This is a genomic window from Staphylococcus sp. MZ3, from assembly GCF_018622755.1.
In the GTDB taxonomy this organism is placed as follows: Bacteria; Bacillota; Bacilli; order Staphylococcales; family Staphylococcaceae; genus Staphylococcus; species Staphylococcus aureus.
Genome location: NZ_CP076026.1, coordinates 1424248 through 1443749 on the forward strand (window position 1 = coordinate 1424248; position 19502 = coordinate 1443749).

General features: G+C 33.0%; 18 protein-coding genes, 1 pseudogene and 1 riboswitch. Of the genes and pseudogenes, 12 read left to right on the plus strand and 7 right to left on the minus strand.

Annotation, left to right across the window (positions count from 1 at the left end; all coding sequences use genetic code 11):
* Nucleotides 1-33: 33 nt before the first annotated feature.
* Nucleotides 34-936 carry an RNA-binding virulence regulatory protein CvfB gene (cvfB, locus tag KI230_RS06920; protein WP_045176525.1) on the minus strand — a complete coding sequence of 301 codons (903 nt, stop codon included), beginning with the start codon at nucleotides 934-936 and terminating at the stop codon, nucleotides 34-36.
* A gap of 146 nt (nucleotides 937-1082) precedes the next feature.
* Between cvfB and KI230_RS06925 the strand changes: the two genes are divergently transcribed.
* From KI230_RS06925 to lysA, 9 genes are all read left to right on the plus strand, one after another.
* Nucleotides 1083-2684, plus strand: coding sequence for an ABC-F family ATP-binding cassette domain-containing protein (locus KI230_RS06925; protein ID WP_000942300.1), 1602 nt, complete (start codon nucleotides 1083-1085; stop codon nucleotides 2682-2684).
* A gap of 609 nt (nucleotides 2685-3293) precedes the next feature.
* Nucleotides 3294-3469, plus strand: a riboswitch (Lysine riboswitch).
* Between the two features lie 81 nt (nucleotides 3470-3550).
* Nucleotides 3551-4756 (plus strand): aspartate kinase, encoded by a 1206-nt coding sequence (locus tag KI230_RS06930; RefSeq protein WP_000258714.1) that lies wholly within the window; start codon nucleotides 3551-3553, stop codon nucleotides 4754-4756.
* Nucleotides 4757-4819: 63 nt separating this feature from the next.
* Nucleotides 4820-5809 (plus strand): aspartate-semialdehyde dehydrogenase, encoded by a 990-nt coding sequence (locus tag KI230_RS06935; protein ID WP_000163541.1) that lies wholly within the window; start codon nucleotides 4820-4822, stop codon nucleotides 5807-5809.
* 1 nt (nucleotide 5810) lies between these two features.
* Nucleotides 5811-6698 carry a 4-hydroxy-tetrahydrodipicolinate synthase gene (dapA, locus tag KI230_RS06940; RefSeq protein WP_000149258.1) on the plus strand — a complete coding sequence of 296 codons (888 nt, stop codon included), beginning with the start codon at nucleotides 5811-5813 and terminating at the stop codon, nucleotides 6696-6698.
* Entirely contained in the window at nucleotides 6695-7417 is a 723-nt protein-coding gene (dapB, locus tag KI230_RS06945) for a 4-hydroxy-tetrahydrodipicolinate reductase (RefSeq protein ID WP_000698231.1), read from the plus strand. The genes dapA and dapB overlap by 4 nt, the downstream gene beginning before the upstream one ends.
* Before the next feature lie 26 nt (nucleotides 7418-7443).
* Nucleotides 7444-8163 (plus strand): 2,3,4,5-tetrahydropyridine-2,6-dicarboxylate N-acetyltransferase, encoded by a 720-nt coding sequence (gene dapD / locus KI230_RS06950; protein WP_000249839.1) that lies wholly within the window; start codon nucleotides 7444-7446, stop codon nucleotides 8161-8163.
* A gap of 142 nt (nucleotides 8164-8305) precedes the next feature.
* A complete protein-coding gene (locus KI230_RS06955) occupies nucleotides 8306-9457 on the plus strand; it encodes an amidohydrolase (RefSeq protein WP_001003793.1) in 1152 nt (383 codons plus the stop codon).
* A gap of 4 nt (nucleotides 9458-9461) precedes the next feature.
* Nucleotides 9462-10547, plus strand: a complete 1086-nt coding sequence (locus tag KI230_RS06960; RefSeq protein WP_000127594.1) for an alanine racemase — start codon at nucleotides 9462-9464, stop codon at nucleotides 10545-10547.
* On the plus strand, nucleotides 10537-11802 hold the full coding sequence (gene lysA / locus KI230_RS06965) for a diaminopimelate decarboxylase (RefSeq protein ID WP_000216946.1): 1266 nt from the start codon (nucleotides 10537-10539) through the stop codon (nucleotides 11800-11802). The genes KI230_RS06960 and lysA overlap by 11 nt, the downstream gene beginning before the upstream one ends.
* 239 nt (nucleotides 11803-12041) lie before the next feature.
* On the opposite strand, the gene msaC is transcribed toward lysA, so the two are convergent.
* The 3 genes from msaC to msaA form a co-directional block, all read right to left on the minus strand.
* Nucleotides 12042-12443: a sarA expression modulator MsaC gene (gene msaC / locus KI230_RS06970; protein WP_000876202.1), complete on the minus strand. Its 402-nt coding sequence runs from the start codon at nucleotides 12441-12443 to the stop codon at nucleotides 12042-12044.
* 196 nt (nucleotides 12444-12639) lie between these two features.
* Nucleotides 12640-12840, minus strand: a complete 201-nt coding sequence (gene cspA, locus KI230_RS06975; protein ID WP_000809131.1) for a cold shock protein CspA — start codon at nucleotides 12838-12840, stop codon at nucleotides 12640-12642.
* A 170-nt stretch (nucleotides 12841-13010) separates the two neighbouring features.
* Nucleotides 13011-13319 (minus strand): regulatory protein MsaA, encoded by a 309-nt coding sequence (msaA, locus tag KI230_RS06980; protein WP_000269923.1) that lies wholly within the window; start codon nucleotides 13317-13319, stop codon nucleotides 13011-13013.
* A gap of 162 nt (nucleotides 13320-13481) precedes the next feature.
* On the opposite strand from msaA, the gene KI230_RS06985 reads away from it, so the two are divergent.
* The 3 genes from KI230_RS06985 to KI230_RS06995 are packed head-to-tail and all read left to right on the plus strand — an operon-like array spanning nucleotide 13482 to nucleotide 15567.
* Nucleotides 13482-13751: an acylphosphatase gene (locus KI230_RS06985; protein WP_001215907.1), complete on the plus strand. Its 270-nt coding sequence runs from the start codon at nucleotides 13482-13484 to the stop codon at nucleotides 13749-13751.
* Between the two features lie 18 nt (nucleotides 13752-13769).
* The gene (locus KI230_RS06990) at nucleotides 13770-14399 is read left to right on the plus strand and encodes a 5-bromo-4-chloroindolyl phosphate hydrolysis family protein (RefSeq protein WP_001788788.1); all 630 of its coding nucleotides are present in this window, start codon (nucleotides 13770-13772) and stop codon (nucleotides 14397-14399) included.
* Between the two features lie 31 nt (nucleotides 14400-14430).
* Nucleotides 14431-15567, plus strand: a complete 1137-nt coding sequence (locus tag KI230_RS06995; protein WP_000138413.1) for a toxic anion resistance protein — start codon at nucleotides 14431-14433, stop codon at nucleotides 15565-15567.
* A 55-nt stretch (nucleotides 15568-15622) separates the two neighbouring features.
* Here KI230_RS06995 and KI230_RS07000 read toward each other — a convergent pair.
* The 3 genes and pseudogenes from KI230_RS07000 to brnQ3 form a co-directional block, all read right to left on the minus strand.
* Nucleotides 15623-16104 (minus strand): annotated as a pseudogene (locus KI230_RS07000) (transposase); the annotation flags it as partial.
* Nucleotides 16105-16675: 571 nt separating this feature from the next.
* Nucleotides 16676-17875: an IS110 family RNA-guided transposase gene (locus KI230_RS07005; RefSeq protein WP_276392259.1), complete on the minus strand. Its 1200-nt coding sequence runs from the start codon at nucleotides 17873-17875 to the stop codon at nucleotides 16676-16678.
* Nucleotides 17876-18139: 264 nt separating this feature from the next.
* Nucleotides 18140-19483 carry a branched-chain amino acid-like transporter carrier protein BrnQ3 gene (brnQ3, locus tag KI230_RS07010; RefSeq protein WP_001039271.1) on the minus strand — a complete coding sequence of 448 codons (1344 nt, stop codon included), beginning with the start codon at nucleotides 19481-19483 and terminating at the stop codon, nucleotides 18140-18142.
* Nucleotides 19484-19502 lie beyond the last annotated feature (19 nt).

Genomic DNA, 19502 nt, shown 5'->3' on the forward strand with positions numbered 1-19502 from the left:
AAAACACGCATCCTACGACACGTGTAAAAATGATTATTCTTTTGAGTCCATTCGACTCCAACCTTTTTTAGTTAAAGTGATTTTACCTGTTTCTATATTAATAATCTTCTGTTTATATAAGTGACCGATTGCACGTTTGAATGAACCTTTACTCATATTGAATACTTCTTTAATCGCTTCAGGGCTTGATTTGTCCCAGAATGGTAATTCACCATCATATTCAACTAGTAAATCAAAGATGACTTGGCCGTCATCGTCTAAACGTTCATGTGCAAGTGGTAAAAATGAACCATTTAACTCACCTTTATCATTATGCCCGATAATTCTAACTTGAACAGATTCACCTAATCTTGGTTCAGCTTTACGTTCTGATTCATGTACGAAAATTTTGTAACCTGATTCGCTTAATAAAAAGCTACCAATTCGTAATACGCGGTAAGGTTTGGCTTCAATGACTTCGTTTTTTAAATTATCGTCGTGTACAGCTGTAAACATATTTTCTACAACAGATTCACTCGCTAATCTTCCATACATATGATTCTCACGGTCAATTCGTAATGTGACTAGCAAATGATCACCAGGTTGTGGCCATAGTGATTTCACTTTTGGTAAATCTTCCCATGGTACTAACACTTCACGGGGTAATCCAACATCTATACGTGCCCCATCGCGATCCGTTTTAAGTACTTTAGCAAAGTCATATTTATCTTTCGTAATATCAGGCATATTTTGAGTTGCAAATAATTCACCTGAACGGTTTGGATAAATGAAGAAACTATATTCTTCACCTACTTCTAATTCATCATCATCGTTCATTTCTGATTGGTTTAACTTTACGTTTTCACCGTTTGGTCCTTTTAAAAGGTAAGTTGAGCCTTGTAACCCTACTACTTCAAGGAATTCTATAGAACCTACTATATCTTTGTCTAATGCCATGTTATTCTCCTTCGATTCTTGTATTCTTTATTATTATAACATGTGTGAGTCATTCTATCATTACAACTTATATGAGGTCGAAACTGTGACGATAATATGATATAATTCTTCCGTTAGAATATCGAATGAAAAAAAGGAGAAAATGCATGTTACAAGTAACTGATGTGAGTTTACGTTTTGGAGATCGTAAACTATTTGAAGATGTAAATATTAAATTTACAGAAGGTAATTGTTATGGATTAATTGGTGCGAATGGTGCAGGTAAATCAACATTCTTAAAAATATTATCTGGTGAATTAGATTCTCAAACAGGACATGTTTCATTAGGTAAAAATGAACGTCTAGCTGTTTTAAAACAGGACCACTATGCTTATGAAGATGAACGCGTGCTTGATGTTGTAATTAAAGGTCACGAACGTCTTTATGAGGTTATGAAAGAAAAAGATGAAATCTATATGAAGCCAGATTTCAGTGATGAAGATGGTATCCGTGCTGCTGAACTTGAAGGTGAATTTGCAGAAATGAATGGTTGGAATGCTGAAGCTGATGCTGCTAACCTTTTATCTGGTTTAGGTATCGATCCAACTTTACACGATAAAAAAATGGCTGAATTAGAAAACAACCAAAAAATTAAAGTATTATTAGCGCAAAGTTTATTCGGTGAACCAGACGTACTATTACTGGATGAGCCTACTAACGGTCTCGATATTCCAGCAATCAGTTGGTTAGAAGATTTCTTAATTAACTTTGATAATACTGTTATCGTAGTATCGCATGACCGTCATTTCTTAAATAACGTATGTACACATATCGCTGATTTAGACTTTGGTAAAATTAAAGTTTATGTTGGTAACTATGATTTTTGGTATCAATCTAGTCAGTTAGCTCAAAAGATGGCTCAAGAACAAAACAAGAAAAAAGAAGAAAAAATGAAAGAGTTACAGGACTTTATTGCTCGTTTCTCAGCTAACGCTTCTAAATCTAAACAAGCAACAAGTCGTAAAAAACAACTTGAGAAAATTGAATTAGATGATATTCAACCATCATCAAGAAGATATCCTTTCGTTAAATTCACGCCTGAGCGTGAGATTGGTAATGACTTATTAATCGTTCAAAATCTTTCTAAAACGATTGACGGTGAAAAAGTATTAGATAACATTTCATTCACAATGAATCCAAATGATAAAGCAATTTTAATTGGAGATAGTGAAATCGCGAAAACAACATTACTTAAAATATTAGCTGGTGAAATGGAACCAGACGAAGGTTCTTATAAATGGGGTGTAACAACATCATTAAGTTACTTCCCTAAAGATAACTCAGAATTCTTTGAGGGCGTTAATATGAACCTTGTAGATTGGTTAAGACAATATGCACCGGAAGATGAACAAACAGAAACATTTTTACGTGGTTTCTTAGGTCGTATGTTATTTAGTGGTGAAGAAGTTAAGAAAAAAGCTAGTGTGCTTTCAGGTGGAGAAAAAGTACGTTGTATGCTAAGTAAAATGATGTTATCAAGTGCGAATGTACTTTTACTTGACGAACCTACTAACCACTTAGACTTAGAAAGTATTACTGCTGTCAATGATGGTCTTAAATCATTTAAAGGTTCTATCATCTTTACTTCTTATGACTTCGAATTTATCAACACGATTGCAAACCGTGTTATCGATTTAAATAAACAAGGCGGCGTTTCAAAAGAAATTCCATATGAAGAATACTTGCAAGAAATCGGCGTTTTAAAATAAACATAATATGTAGAATTTCTTTTCGAAAATCTCTGTGTTGAGGCCCGACCAACTTGCACATTATTGTAAGTTGGCTTACTGTCACCTTCTATATTGGGACTTATTCCGCAACTTGTATTGTTTGTAGAAATTAGGAATCCAATTTCTCTATGTGTGGCACCGACAAGGATTGAAAAAAGCTAGCTACAAAGTCATTTTCATTCAGTCAACTACTGTCAATATAACATTGCAGGGCCTAGGGCATTGATTCATGTCCGAGACTATATTCAATTTAATAGACATTAACTGGGCGTCTCGATGCTAATATTTATAGCATCAAGGTGTCCTTTTTATTTTATTTTTTAGCACATCAGCACAGTGAACACCCCTTCTCTAAATTACAAATACAGTTATCACCGCATTAAAAGAGTACATTTATTTAATGTGCATATTGAGTATGGAGTATGCTATAAGTATTTTGAATTTTATTTTTCAAAAAGTCTCATTATCACCACCTTTTAAAATATAAGCAACGCTATAACTTGAATTTTCAGGTTATTCCAAAAAATCTAAATTATCGGTTTACATTCATATTTGTCATATGTATAATGAACACATACCAATTTAATAATATTTTGATGAGGCGCATCAATCATGAGTAAAGTTTAGATTACTGTCTGCTAACAGCTAAATTTGAAAGGGTGCGATGCCGAAGCGATTATAATAGCAGTTATAATTTGTTGGACTTTTTGGTTAAGAGCTGAGAGTTTGTCATTATTTAAAAATAATGGAGTGCATCACTTGTATATAGATTAAGAGCAAGTTCGCATTCCGAACTTGTTCTTTTTTTATTATTGTGTGCCCTTCCTAACAATTAGGAGGATTATATGGTAACAAGAAGTGTGTTGAAATTTGGCGGATCATCCGTCAGTGATTTTACAAAAATAAAAAGGATCGCTGAAATGTTAAAGGAGCGGGTCAATCAAGATGAACAATTAATTGTCGTTGTAAGTGCTATGGGTAACACAACAGATCAATTAATGACGAATGTATCGACCTTGACTAAAGCACCAAAACAACAAGAACTGGCATTATTATTGACAACCGGAGAGCAACAAACTGTATCTTATTTATCAATGGTATTAAATGATATCGGTGTGAATGCCAAAGCAATGACTGGCTATCAAGCGGGTATTAAAACCATTGGCCATCATTTAAAAAGTAAAATTGCTCAAATTAATCCTCAAACATTTGAACAAGCCTTTCAAGAAAACGATATTTTAGTAGTTGCTGGATTTCAAGGCATCAATGAACATCAGGAATTAACAACTTTAGGCAGAGGCGGTTCTGATACGACCGCTGTGGCACTTGCTGTTAGTAATCAAATACCTTGTGAAATTTATACCGACGTTGATGGTGTGTATGCCACTGACCCAAGACTTTTACCAAAAGCTAAACGACTAGACATCGTCTCATATGAAGAAATGATGGAAATGAGCGCTTTAGGTGCTGGTGTACTTGAAACAAGAAGTGTTGAATTAGCTAAAAACTATAATATCCCTTTATATTTAGGAAAAACTTTATCGAACGTGAAAGGAACATGGATTATGTCAAATGAAGAAATATTAGAGAAAAAAGCAGTTGCTGGTGTGGCTTTGGATAAACATATGATGCATGTAACAATTAGTTATCCCCTACCTGACAATCAGCTACTTACCCAACTATTTACGGAACTTGAAGAAGGTGCTGTAAATGTTGATATGATTTCACAAATCGTCAACTTGGATGGACTACAACTATCCTTCACGATTAAAGATAGTGATTTTCATCAAATTTCTATGATTCTTGAAACATTAAAGAATCAATATGAAGCATTAGCTTATAAAATCAATGAGCATTATGTCAAAATTTCATTAATTGGCTCAGGCATGCGTGATATGTCAGGTGTGGCATCAAAAGCATTTTTGACATTAATTGAAAATAATATACCTTTCTACCAAACAACAACTTCTGAAATAAGTATTTCATACGTCATTGATGATTTTAATGGGCAACAAGCGGTGGAAAAACTATATGACGCATTTAACATTTAATGGTAAAATGATTGTTAAAATATTCTAAAAATTGGAAATTATTATAAAATGGAGTGACAAGTTATGACAAAATTAGCAGTTGTGGGTTCAACAGGATTAGTAGGTACAAAAATGTTGGAGACATTAAATCGTAAAAATATTCCTTTCGATGAATTAGTATTATTTTCATCAGCACGTTCTGCAGGGAAAGAAGTTGAATTTCAAGGAAAAACATATACAGTTCAAGAATTAACTGATGCTCGTGCAAGTGAACATTTCGATTATGTATTAATGAGTGCTGGTGGCGGTACAAGCGAACACTTTGCCCCACTCTTTGAAAAAGCTGGTGCAATCGTTATAGACAATTCAAGTCAATGGCGTATGGCAGAAGATATTGATTTAATCGTTCCGGAAGTCAATGAACCTACTTTTACAAGAGGTATCATTGCCAATCCAAACTGCTCTACGATTCAGTCTGTTGTGCCATTAAAAGTATTGCAAGATGCTTATGGTTTAAAACGAGTGGCATATACAACATATCAAGCTGTATCAGGTTCAGGGATGAAAGGTAAGAAAGATTTAGCTGAAGGTGTAAATGGTAAAGCACCAGAAGCATATCCACATCCAATTTATAATAATGTGTTACCGCATATTGATGTGTTTTTAGAAAACGGATATACAAAAGAAGAACAAAAAATGATTGATGAGACGAGAAAAATTTTAAATGCGCCAGACTTAAAAGTAACAGCAACATGTGCACGTGTGCCTGTTCAAGATAGTCATAGTGTTGAAATTGATGTAACGCTTGAAAAAGAAGCGACTGCAGAAGATATTAAAGCATTATTTGATCAAGATGACCGCGTTGTTTTAGTAGACAATCCAGAGAACAATGAATATCCAATGGCAATCAATTCTACTAATAAAGATGAAGTGTTTGTTGGCCGTATACGTAGAGATGATTCATTAGAAAATACTTTCCATGTATGGTGTACATCAGACAATTTATTAAAAGGTGCTGCATTAAATGCTGTACAAGTATTGGAACAAGTTATGCGTTTAAAAGGAGCGAATTAAAATGACACATTTATTTGAGGGTGTTGGAGTTGCACTTACAACCCCTTTTACAAATAACAAAGTTAATATTGAAGCTTTGAAAACACACGTTAATTTTTTACTAGAAAATAATGCCCAAGCAATCATCGTTAATGGAACTACTGCTGAGAGCCCTACTTTAACAACAGATGAAAAAGAACGCATTCTAAAAACAGTTATTGATCTTGTAGATAAACGTGTTCCTGTCATAGCAGGAACTGGCACTAATGATACTGAAAAGTCAATCCAAGCTTCAATCCAAGCTAAAGCCTTAGGGGCTGATGCAATTATGTTAATTACGCCCTACTACAACAAAACGAACCAACGTGGTTTAGTCAAACACTTTGAAGCGATTGCAGATGCTGTGAAATTACCAGTCGTACTGTACAATGTTCCTTCAAGAACGAACATGACAATTGAACCAGAAACTGTAGAAATATTAAGTCAACATCCTTATATAGTTGCTTTAAAAGATGCTACGAATGATTTTGAGTATTTAGAAGAAGTGAAAAAGCGCATTGATACAAATTCATTTGCATTATATAGTGGCAATGATGACAACGTCGTCGAATACTATCAACGTGGCGGTCAAGGGGTTATCTCTGTTATTGCCAATGTCATTCCTAAAGAATTTCAAGCGTTATACGATGCTCAACAAAGTGGATTAGATATTCAAGATCAATTTAAACCAATCGGCACACTGTTATCAGCCCTATCAGTTGATATTAACCCAATTCCTATTAAAGCTTTAACAAGTTATTTAGGATTTGGAAACTATGAATTACGTTTACCATTGGTTAGCCTAAAAGATACAGATACTAAAGTGCTTCGTGAAGCATATGACACATTTAAAGCGGGTGAAAATGAGTGAAAATATTACTAATTGGCTATGGTGCAATGAATCAACGCGTTGCTAGATTAGCAGAAGAAAAAGGACATGAAATCGTTGGGGTCATTGAAAATACACCGAAAGCAACAACGCCATATCAACAATATCAACATATTGCAGATGTTAAAGATGCCGATGTTGCAATAGATTTTTCAAATCCAAATCTGCTGTTCCCTTTATTAGATGAAGAGTTTCATTTGCCATTAGTTGTGGCAACAACTGGCGAGAAAGAAAAACTACTTAATAAGTTAGATGAATTGAGTCAAAATATGCCTGTATTTTTCAGCGCGAACATGAGTTATGGCGTTCATGCATTGACTAAAATTTTAGCAGCTGCTGTTCCCCTACTTGATGATTTCGACATCGAATTGACTGAGGCACATCATAATAAAAAAGTAGATGCACCAAGTGGTACGTTAGAAAAATTGTATGATGTGATCGTATCTTTGAAAGAAAATGTAACACCTGTGTATGATAGACATGAATTAAATGAAAAACGCCAGCCACAAGATATTGGTATACATTCTATTCGTGGAGGTACGATTGTCGGTGAACATGAAGTTCTATTTGCTGGCACTGATGAAACGATTCAAATCACGCATCGTGCACAATCAAAAGATATTTTTGCGAATGGTGCAATACAAGCAGCAGAACGCTTAGTTAATAAACCAAACGGCTTTTATACGTTTGACAACTTATAAACATATTAAAGGAGATCGATTATTTTATGGTACAACATTTAACAGCTGAAGAAATTATTCAATATATAAGTGATGCTAAAAAGTCTACACCAATAAAAGTATATTTAAATGGTAATTTTGAAGGCATCACATATCCAGAAAGTTTTAAAGTATTTGGTTCAGAACAATCTAAAGTAATCTTTTGTGAAGCGGATGATTGGAAACCTTTTTACGAAGCATATGGTAGTCAATTCGAAGATATAGAAATTGAAATGGATCGTCGCAATTCTGCTATTCCATTAAAAGACTTAACAAATACGAATGCACGAATTGAACCAGGTGCGTTTATTAGAGAACAAGCCATTATTGAAGATGGTGCTGTCGTTATGATGGGCGCAACAATTAATATTGGCGCAGTCGTTGGCGAAGGTACAATGATTGATATGAATGCTACTCTCGGTGGTCGTGCTACAACTGGTAAAAATGTACATGTAGGGGCTGGCGCAGTATTAGCAGGTGTGATTGAACCCCCTAGTGCTTCACCGGTTATAATCGAGGATGATGTATTAATCGGTGCAAATGCAGTTATTTTAGAAGGTGTACGTGTTGGTAAAGGTGCTATTGTTGCAGCTGGCGCGATTGTGACACAAGATGTACCAGCTGGTGCAGTTGTTGCTGGTACACCTGCAAAAGTGATTAAGCAAGCTTCTGAAGTACAAGATACTAAAAAAGAGATTGTAGCAGCATTAAGAAAACTGAATGACTAGTGACGTCAACGTATAATAATTTCAAGGTTGAGATACGATTATGTCTCAACCTTATTGTTTATCATTGAATAAACTTATGATCACAAATTTCGAAATACGTTACACTATTTATATAGTAATTTAACACAAAGGATTGATAATTATGAATGAATTAGAATTTGTTACGAAACATCGCCGTCATTTACATCAACATCCTGAATTAAGCTTACATGAATTTGAAACAACTGCTTATATTAAAGCGTTTTTAGATAGTTTAAATATTAAATACGATTGCCCATTGGAAACTGGCGTCATTGCATACTTAGAAGGTAATGGCTCACATACGATAGCGTATAGAGCTGATATTGATGCGTTACCTATTTTAGAGGAAAATGATGTGCCTTATCGCAGTCAATCTGATCATGTGATGCATGCTTGTGGACATGATGGTCATACAACTGCATTAATGCTTTTTGTACAACGTTGCAAAGACATGCAAGATGCAGGTCAATTACCGCAAAATGTCGTTTTCATTTTCCAACCTGCAGAAGAAACTGGTGGCGGTGCAAATCGATTAATAAAAGCCGGTGCCTTTGATAAGTATCCAATTGAAGCGGTATTTGGTATTCATGTTAACCCATTTGCTGATGAAGGCATTGCAGTGATAAGAGATGAAGAAATTACGGCCAGCGCAACAGAGTATCGCTTTTTCTTAACAGGCCTGTCAAGTCATGTTGCTGATAAAGAACAAGGTCATTCTTGTGGTGAAGCATTACAACATGTATTAACTCAAATATCACAAATTCAACAATTTCACCTTAACGGTTTGAAACGAAATATTGTTCATATTGGTCATTTTAAAGCTGGTGAAGCGATTAACACTGTACCAAGTAATGGCTATTTAGAAGGTACAATTCGTACATATGATATTGATGATTTAACAATTGTTAAAAATCAAATGCACAAGATAGCAGAAAGTGTCAAGCTTCTGTTTAATGTAGACTGTGAAGTTAAATTTGCAGAAGGTTATCCCCCTACAATCAATAGTCCGAAATTACGTACTCAAATTGAGGACGCCTTAATAAAAGCTGATTTAAATGTCTATGACAAACCAACGCCATTCTTATTTGGGGAAGATTTTAGTTTTTATGGTCAACAACTAGCTCCAGCTTACTTTGTTTTTATAGGAACACGAAATGAAGATAAAGGTTTTGTAACTGGTTTGCACACATCACATTTAAATTTTGATGAAAAAGTGTTAATAAACGTGGTTAATTTTTACGAAAATTTATTAAATAATTACAAAGAGGTGTAATACATTGACAGCAACATGGTCTGTAAATAAGAAAATATTTTTACAAAATGCAATCACAGTCAAAAACAATCAGCCATTAATGGCAGTTGTTAAAAATAATGCATATCACTATGACCTAGAATTTGCTGTAACTCAGTTTATCCATGCAGGTATAGATACATTTAGCACAACATCACTACGAGAAGCAATTCAAATTAGACAACTTGCTCCAGATGCAACAATCTTTTTAATGAATGCAGTTTACGAGTTTGATTTAGTCCGTGAACATCAAATACACATGACTTTGCCGTCGTTGACATATTACTATAACCATAAAAATGATTTAGCAGGTATTCATGTTCACTTAGAATTTGAAAATTTATTACATCGGTCTGGATTTAAAGATTTAAACGAAATTAAAGAAGTATTGAAAGATCACCATCATAATCAAAATGCAAAAATGATTATTAGTGGTTTATGGACCCATTTTGGATATGCTGATGAATTCGATGTGTCAGATTATAATGTTGAACGTTCACAATGGATGGAAATTGTTGAAGCACTTTTATCTGAAGGTTATCAGTTCGACCTAATCCATGCTCAAAATAGTGCGAGTTTTTATCGGGAAGGACAAATATTACTACCCCACCATACACATGCGCGTGTAGGTATTGCGTTATACGGTTCAAGACCATATAGTTCACTGAATCAACATGATATAGTTCAGTCATTAACTGTAAAAGCACATGTTATTCAAGTGCGCGAAGTACATGCTGGTGATTATTGCGGTTATAGCTTTGCCTTTGAAGTGACTAAAAACAATACAAAATTAGCTGTAATTGATATCGGTTATGGCGATGGAATTTTAAGAACTCGTGCTAAACATGAAGCACTTATCAATGGTAAACGCTACCCGATACGTGCATTAATGATGAGCCATATGTTTGTTGAAGTAGATGGCAATGTACATGCACAAGATGAAGTTATTCTTTATAATAATGATATCCGCATCGATGAATATACCTTTAAAGGTGTTGGTGCAAATTCTGAACAATTAAGTGCTATGAATCATGATTCTTTAAAAAAGGAGTACATTTCAAATGACTGTTAAATATAATCAAAATGGCGAATTAACAATGGATGGTATTAGTTTAAAAACGATTGCGCAAAGCTTTGGTACACCTACCATTGTTTATGATGAACTACAAATTAGAGAACAGATGCGCCGTTACCATCGAGCATTTAAAGATAGTGGATTAAAATACAATATTTCATACGCCTCAAAGGCATTTACTTGCATTCAAATGGTCAAACTTGTAGCTGAGGAAGATTTACAGTTAGATGTTGTTTCTGAAGGTGAATTATATACAGCTTTAGAAGCAGGTTTTGAACCGAGTCGCATCCATTTCCATGGTAACAATAAAACGAAACATGAAATTAGGTATGCTTTAGAAAATAATATCGGTTATTTTGTTATAGATTCATTAGAAGAAATTGAATTAATAGACCGCTATGCTAATGATACGGTTCAAGTTGTATTACGAGTTAATCCAGGTGTTGAAGCACATACACACGAATTTATTCAAACTGGGCAAGAAGATAGTAAGTTTGGATTATCAATTCAATATGGCTTAGCTAAAAAAGCAATTGACAAAGTCCAACAATCTAAACACTTAAAATTAAAAGGTGTACATTGTCATATTGGTTCACAGATTGAAGGTACAGAAGCATTTATTGAAACTGCTAAAATTGTTTTACGTTGGCTTAAAGAGCAAGGCATTCAAGTTGAATTATTAAACCTTGGTGGTGGCTTTGGTATTAAATATGTTGAAGGTGACGAAAGTTTCCCTATCGAAAGTGGTATTAAAGATATTACAGACGCAATAAAATCCGAAATTAAAGTTCTAGGTATAGATGCACCAGAAATAGGTATTGAACCGGGACGATCAATTGTAGGTGAAGCTGGCGTTACTTTATATGAAGTTGGAACCATTAAAGAAATTCCAGAGATTAATAAATATGTTTCAATCGATGGCGGTATGAGTGATCATATCAGAACTGCACTTTATGACGCAAAGTATCAAGCATTGCTTGTTAATAGAAATGAAGAAGCAGATGACAGTGTAACTATAGCTGGAAAATTATGTGAGTCTGGTGATATCATTATTAAAGACGCTAAATTACCTTCATCAGTCAAACGTGGAGACTATCTTGCTATATTATCAACTGGTGCATATCATTACTCTATGGCATCCAATTACAATCAAATGCAAAAGCCTTCTGTGTTTTTCTTAAAAGATGGCAAAGCACGTGAAGTTATAAAGCGACAATCGTTAAGACAACTCATTATTAATGATACAAAATAAAAATAAACAAAGTAATCCCCGAAGCACAGAAAATTATACTGTGACTCGGGGAATTTTTATGCATTATAGATGACTGTAGATAACATGCTTGGACATATACTCTAAAAAAGGAAGAACAGCACATTTTTAGTTAGAAAGTATTTATTTCTTTTTGTCATTAATCCTTTATATTTAGTTAGCCCTATTCAACTAATTTAAAGCATCATACACATACCACACTTTAAACAAGCATCATGAAATTAGGTTTTATGCTTTACTTGCTTTTTCAAATAATATAAAACGATAAGAATTAACAACAAATATAATGTATAAAACAGAATTTCATCAAATCCAAAATCTTTACTTGTAATTAATACATCAATATCTTCTAATTCCATCATCTCTGCTTTAATATAATTATTAAACTTTGGCAAAGTCATTAAATGTACATTGTAAATATAGTAATAAAAGTCTATAAATATGATGTTAAAAAATATGTATGTTTTATCAATATTAGTTTTGAAAAATAGTATCCCAGAAATCATTATCGGAATCACTAATACAATCATCATTGCTGCTAAAATATTAATATTTAATCCAATTGCAGATAATACACCGAAAACTAATAAATTAGCAACTAAACTAAGGATAAGATATTTCATAAAATCACCTCGTCGTTGTACACCATAATTATATTATATAAATATATTTTTCTATTGCAAACAATGTTGGAGATATAAAAAAAGAGTTCTCAATTTGGTTGAGAAACTCATCGCGTTAAGTATTTGTAATAAGCATATAAAAACACCTTACTTCTTGGTAAGGTGTTAGTTAAAATCAATGATTCAAATCTAAGAATTATAGTTTAACAACGTTTGCAGCTTGTGGACCGCGGTCGCCTTCAACTACTTCAAACTCAACAGCTTGACCTTCTTCTAATGATTTGTAACCATCTTGGTTAATTGCTGAAAAATGTACGAATACGTCATTTTCTCCTTCAACTTCGATAAAGCCGAATCCTTTTTCAGCGTTAAACCATTTAACTGTACCTTGTTTCATAATCTGAAACCTCCAAGACTAAAATTCATTCAATATGCTTATTCGCATATTACAAAAAATACATGCAAATTTCACTCAAATATTCTTTGCAATATGGAATAATCATCTGCTTAACTTGTATTATAGTGCAGTTATTACCAAATTGCAATACAATAATAAAAAATATTCATTTAATCAATTATTGGTAGTTTATAATATACTTCATTATTTTGTAAAACAATGAAACTATAAAATATTTGTAAATCCTCTTCACAATCTTCGCAATAGTTCATGTCACAATTATTATAAAATGCATAAATATTATATTTGCCTGTGACATAATTATCGAACTGAACTTTACATTGATTAATCAATTGTTGATAGTGCTTAAACATGTCATCAAAATCTTGATATTGATATTTTTCAACAATGTTTTCTGGCCAGTCACTGAATAACCACCATCCCTCATAATCGGCTCTAATTTTGGTAACTGTCCACATTATTAAAGACCCCTTCCATACTTCAAAAACTCTATACTTATTTTTATACCTTTATCCTCTGAAAATCAAGTTTGACGACTTGAAACAAACAAAGTAGTAACTATAGTAATTATTAGTTTTTTTAAGTAAAACTACGTATAATAACATTATGAGGTGGTAAAAATGAGACATATACATTTACAAGTATTCGGACGCGTTCAAGGCGTCGGATTTAGATATTTTACACAACGCATTGCAATGAACTATAACATTGTCGGTACTGTTCAAAATGTAGATGACTATGTAGAGATATATGCACAAGGGGATGACGCAGATATAGAGAGATTTATTCAAGGTGTAATTGAAGGTGCCTCACCAGCATCAAATGTAACAAGCCATCAACTTGAAGAGTTAGAACTAAATCAAAAATTATCGGATTTTCGATCAATATAAAATGCTAAATAAAGGAAGATGACAGTGAGATATAATATTTCTCATATATTTGGGGTGTTAGTGGGAATTCCTGTAGCGTTTTTAACAAGCATATTTGGGATGATTGCACTTGATGTATCTTTTTTAATTGATATGTCTATTGGTATTGTTGGCTTTTTAATGACATACCTACCGATACAAAAACTCACTTCACGCAAATATTTAAACGAAATTGGTTTGACTAGAAAAGACTATCGCTATATTCGAAATCAGTTAAATCATACACACCAAAAACTTAGAGGTATTTTAAAAACGTATGTCAATATAAGATCAATTAAAGATTTTAGGCAGATTAATGATATATACCAAATTTCACGTTCTATTTATACGACAGTTAGACAGAGACCTGCATCATTTTATAAAGTTGAAGGCTTTTTTTATTCTCATATTGATAATGCTTTAAATTTGGTTGATGCATATACACGTCTAGCAAAAATGCCCAAAAAATCAATTAATGAACAGCAAAAGTTAGAACAAACACGAATTACTTTGGATGAGGTCAAACGAACATTAATCGCTGATTTAAAGCGTCTCAACGAAGATGATTATGAACGTTTAGATATTGAAATGGAATTAAATAAGTTACATCAAAAACATCATCAAGATTGATGTAAAATAGCAACTATTGGAGAGATGATTGATGACTGAAAATAAAAGTTTCAAAGAAAGCCATCCACTAGATGATTTTATAAGCGATAAAGAATTATCGAATACTACTATTCAAAAAGAAAAGTTAACAATTGAACAACAAAAACAGGTAGACACAATCAGTAAACAAATTAACCCTTTAGACAATGAAGGTTTATTAGCGTTTGGTTCTGATTTACAGAAACAAATGTCTCAATTTTCACATCAAATGTTGGATGAAGTACAAAGTAAAGATGTTGGTCCTATTGGAGATACTTTGTCAGATCTAATGTCAAAACTAAAGTCAGTTAATCCAAATGAGTTAAATACTGATAAACCATCTATGTTAAAAAGAATTTTTAGCAGAGCAAAGTCGTCTATCAATGAAATCTTTTCAAGAATGCAATCAGTTAGTGCTCAAGTCGATCGCATAACGATTCAACTGCAGAAACATCAAACACATTTAACAAGAGATATTGAATTATTAGATACGCTATATGATAAAAACAAACAATACTTTGATGACTTATCATTGCATATCATTGCTGCACAGCAAAAAAAGTTGCAATTAGAAAATGAAAAGCTACCACAATTGCAACAGCAAGCGCAGCAATCCACTAATCAAATGGATATTCAACAAGTTGCAGATATGCAGCAATTTATAGATAGACTAGATAAACGCATATATGACTTACAGCTTTCAAGACAAATAGCTTTGCAAACTGCGCCACAAATTCGTATGATTCAAAATGTTAATCAAGCACTTGCCGAGAAGATACAAAGTTCAATTTTGACAAGTATTCCACTATGGAAAAATCAAATGGCCATTGCGCTTACATTAATGAGACAGCGTAATGCAGTTGCTGCACAACGAGCTGTCACTGATACAACTAATGATTTATTAACAGCAAATGCTGAAATGTTGAAACAAAATGCGATTGAAACTGCAACAGAAAATGAGCGTGGCATTGTTGATCTTGATACATTGAAACGTACACAGCGTAACATTATTGAGACAATTGAAGAAACATTAATTATTCAACAACACGGTCGCGAAGAACGACAATTAGCTGAAAAAGAATTACAACAATTAGAACAAGATTTAAAGTCACATTTAGTGAACATCAAAGGACCGAATAAACAATCATAAATTACGAATTAGATATAACAAAAAAGAGCTTGGGACATTAAGTTCCTTAAAGTTCTTAGGCAATGTAAAAAAGCTGATTTCTATTATTTATTTGATAGAAATCAGCTTTTTTGATATGTATTTTATAATGTACAGCTCGTTGAGCTGCTATTTTCCTTATATTAAGTGCCATTAATACAAAACCTAGCTCTCGTTTAACTTTATTTATTCCTCGAACTGACATTCGAGTGAAACCCAAAATAGCCTTCATAAATCCAAAAACAGGCTCTACATCAATTTTTCTTTGACTATAGATTTTTTCGTTTCTGGTTCAGAAAGCTTTTGATTAATTTGGGTTTTAAAGTATTCCCAATTATAATTCTTCATAATTTTCTTATTGGATTTCGAATTTGGCTTCATGCATTGATGTCTCAAAGAACATGATGAACAGTCATCACATTCATATAGCTTGAAGTCACGTTTAAAACTATATCTATCATTACGGTATGCATATCTTTTAAAACCTATTCTTTTGTTATTAGGACATATAAATTCATCGAATTCGCTATCAGATATCGTTTCAACAATTTCATTAACATATCGCGAATTATCATTTTGAGGAATTCTAACAGAAGTTTCTATTGGTAGTGTAAGTTGGGTCATGTTATAATTTTTATACATAAGGCACCTCGTTAATTTAGTTTAGTAGTATTTATTAAATTATACGAAGGGACCCAACACAGAAAATTTATTTTATTGAATTTTACATTTATGTGCAAGTTGGGCAAAGTGTCTTATTTTTTTAAAGTATTTCAAAGTAAAATTACACGTTAATACGTAGTATTAATGGCGAGACTCCTGAGGGAGCAGTGCCAGTCGAAGACCGAGGCTGAGACGGCACCCTAGGAAAGCGAAGCCATTCAATACGAAGTATTGTATAAATAGAGAACAGCAGTAAGATATTTTCTAATTGAAAATTATCTTACTGCTGTTTTTTTAGGGATTTATGTCCCAACCTCTTTCCTACGATTAGTCAAGTCTTAATGTTTAAAATAAGCATTACTAAATTAGCCCGTTCAATTTAATTTTTTTGAATAAGGTGTTACACTGTATTTGATTGTACGGTTGGCTAATGTGGGGACATTTGATAATCGTACAATTTTTGATTCATTACTAAATAATGAATCGTTTTTAAGAGACGATTAATACAAGCGATGACGGCAGTCTTGTGAGCTTTCTCATGAGGCTGTTTTCTTAGCTTATAGTAATAATCGACTACATGATTGTCATAATGATGCTGCCCTCTTATTATATTCATAACCACCCAAAACAGTAATCTTCTTGCTTTTTTATTGCCACGCTTATTAATTGTGTCTCTACTTTGCGTACTACCTGATTGATATCGTTTGATATCGATGCCTACAAATGCATTTAATTGTTTATTAGATTTAAATCGCGTAATATTTCCAAGTTCCCCAATAATCATAGCTGCAGATAGTTTTCCAATGCCTGGTATTGAATGAATATGTTCAAAACAATCAAGTTGTTGCGCCAATTGAATCATGTCTTCATCTAATTGTTTAAGATGTTGTATAGATTGTTTTAAATGTCTAATTAACAACCGTGCTTTTTCTACAAGAAATGAATGTCTATCGACATTCGGATAGCTTTCCCGAGCAATGTTAACCAATTGGTGTGCGTGATTTTCAGCTTTATTCATAGATAGACCTTTATCAGTCGAATTGAATATATAAGAAATAAGAGTATCAATATCCATATTTCTCACCATATCTGGATGAGTAAATCGTTCTGCGATGTTAAGTGCAATGATAGAATATCGACTACTAAATAATTTTTCTAAACCAGGAAAAGTTTGATGAAGCTGTTCAACAATTTCAAATTTAAGCCGATTTTGTTCATTTTCAATTTCTAGATGAAAACGTGCACGCTCTCGCAACTCAAAGAAGATAGATTCATACATAGGTAAGGTTTCCATTGCTTTTAAAGTAGGTGCTAATTGCGCAAGTTTATGTGCATCAGCTTGATCGGTTTTCCATGATCTTAAAGAACTTGTTCTGAATTTAGCTTCTAACGGGTTCATCTCAATATAATTAATTTGATTTATGCGACAAAATCGAGTCATACCTCTTGAATAAATACCAGTAGATTCAAAAATGATTTGTAGGTGGTCTAAATCATTCAAATACTTTAATAAATAATTATAACCATTTTTATTATTTTGAATGGTAAATTCTCTTTGAAATTGATCGTTATGATAATGAGCTACGACACTACTTCTTTTACTAATATCAACACCTAAGTAATTGATAAATATAGCCTCCTTTAAAAAATTGAGAAGTGAGAACTTTACTTAACCTTTCTCATTTCATTTTCCTCTACACGGTTTCAAGAACCCAACATACTTCAAACGAATTTCAAAAGGCGAGAGTAAAGCTGACTTGTTTTTTATACGGGTTTAAGACCCAAGAGAACGCACAGTCTACTCCTCTCTATAACTATAAAAAATAGCTATGAAAAAATCTATCGTCATAGATTTCTTCATAGCTAATCTTAGTATGTTTTATATTATTCGTTATTCCTGTTGATATTTAATTGGATCTTGTTTTACAAATATGCCGACTAGATAGCCTAATATCGTTGCAATAATTGCTACTGGGAACCACTCTAAAGAATACGCTCTTAGAGGCAATGATTCTATAAAGTTAATTTTCAGCCAACCTAACTTACTAATAACACTGAAAATCGACAATATAAATACGATAATAACTGGAATTTGTTGTGAAATGCGTTTTGTCGGTATGAATTTGGCAATTAAAATTAATAATACAACAGTTATTGCTACTGGGTATACAATGCTTAATACCGGAATTGACATTGAGATAACAGCATTTAAACCTTGGTTAGCAATAATAAAACTCATTAAAATGAAAACTAATACAAATGCTTTGTATGATACTTTAGGTACGATTCTATGGAAATATTCAGAAACTGCAACAATAAGCCCGCATGCTGTAGTTAGACATGCCAGCGCCACAATGATGCCCAATAAATATTTTCCGAATGAACCAAATCCTGTTGAAGCCATTGTCGTTAATAAATATGTCCCAATGTTTCGATCTTTGGATTTCAATTGATCTAACGCCATGTCACTTACTGGCATATGATTACCAATATAACCTAATGAAATATATATGAAAATTAAAGCTACGGCTGCAATTAAACCAGCAGTCAAAGTTTGTTTGAATATTTGATTTGTTTTAGTAATGCCTGTTAGTTTTACTGCATTAACAACAATCATTGAAAAAGCAATTGCTGCAATGGCATCCATTGTTAAATAGCCTTGTGTAAAGCCTTCAGCAAAACTTGAAAAATTAGAATGATATAGTGCTTCATTGCCCTTTCCAGCACTATTACCGCTAAAGTCTAAGTATCCTTTAATAATCATCGCTAAAATAGTAATCAATAATAATGGTGTTAATAATGAACCAATACGATCGATTAACTTAGATGGATTTAAACAAATATACAAAACGACTATGAAGTAGATAATCGTAAATATAAATAAAGCGATACTACTATTGCTATGTATAATTGGTGTAATTGTCATTTCAAAAGATGTAGATGCAGTTCTAGGTATTGCAAAAAGTGGTCCTATAGTCAAATAAATGATGATTAAGAACAATATTGAAAATTTAGGTGAAATTTTATTTAATGCGCCAATATATCCTTCTTTATCAAGTGCACCTACAATCACACCTAATAATGGTAAACCAATCCCAGTTAGAACAAACGCTAAAATGGCGGGCCAGAAAAATTGACCACTATCCAATCCGAGATTAGGAGGAAAAATTAGATTGCCTGCGCCAAAAAACATAGCGAAGAGCGTAAACCCAATGACCCATGTATTTTTATTCATAGAGTTACTCCTTTTTTAA

Bases quoted from the DNA above. Each gene is read 5' to 3' on its own strand.
- KI230_RS06995 (WP_000138413.1), top strand. From the start codon at position 14,431: ATGACTGAAAATAAAAGTTTCAAAGAAAGCCATCCACTAGATGATTTT.
- lysA (WP_000216946.1), top strand. From the start codon at position 10,537: ATGACTGTTAAATATAATCAAAATGGCGAATTAACAATGGATGGTATT.
- dapD (WP_000249839.1), top strand. From the start codon at position 7,444: ATGGTACAACATTTAACAGCTGAAGAAATTATTCAATATATAAGTGAT.
- KI230_RS06985 (WP_001215907.1), top strand. From the start codon at position 13,482: ATGAGACATATACATTTACAAGTATTCGGACGCGTTCAAGGCGTCGGA.
- cspA (WP_000809131.1), bottom strand. From the start codon at position 12,840: ATGAAACAAGGTACAGTTAAATGGTTTAACGCTGAAAAAGGATTCGGC.
- msaC (WP_000876202.1), bottom strand. From the start codon at position 12,443: ATGAAATATCTTATCCTTAGTTTAGTTGCTAATTTATTAGTTTTCGGT.
- dapA (WP_000149258.1), top strand. From the start codon at position 5,811: ATGACACATTTATTTGAGGGTGTTGGAGTTGCACTTACAACCCCTTTT.
- KI230_RS06990 (WP_001788788.1), top strand. From the start codon at position 13,770: ATGACAGTGAGATATAATATTTCTCATATATTTGGGGTGTTAGTGGGA.
- msaA (WP_000269923.1), bottom strand. From the start codon at position 13,319: ATGTGGACAGTTACCAAAATTAGAGCCGATTATGAGGGATGGTGGTTA.
- KI230_RS06930 (WP_000258714.1), top strand. From the start codon at position 3,551: ATGGTAACAAGAAGTGTGTTGAAATTTGGCGGATCATCCGTCAGTGAT.
- brnQ3 (WP_001039271.1), bottom strand. From the start codon at position 19,483: ATGAATAAAAATACATGGGTCATTGGGTTTACGCTCTTCGCTATGTTT.
- KI230_RS06935 (WP_000163541.1), top strand. From the start codon at position 4,820: ATGACAAAATTAGCAGTTGTGGGTTCAACAGGATTAGTAGGTACAAAA.
- KI230_RS06925 (WP_000942300.1), top strand. From the start codon at position 1,083: ATGTTACAAGTAACTGATGTGAGTTTACGTTTTGGAGATCGTAAACTA.
- KI230_RS06955 (WP_001003793.1), top strand. From the start codon at position 8,306: ATGAATGAATTAGAATTTGTTACGAAACATCGCCGTCATTTACATCAA.
- cvfB (WP_045176525.1), bottom strand. From the start codon at position 936: ATGGCATTAGACAAAGATATAGTAGGTTCTATAGAATTCCTTGAAGTA.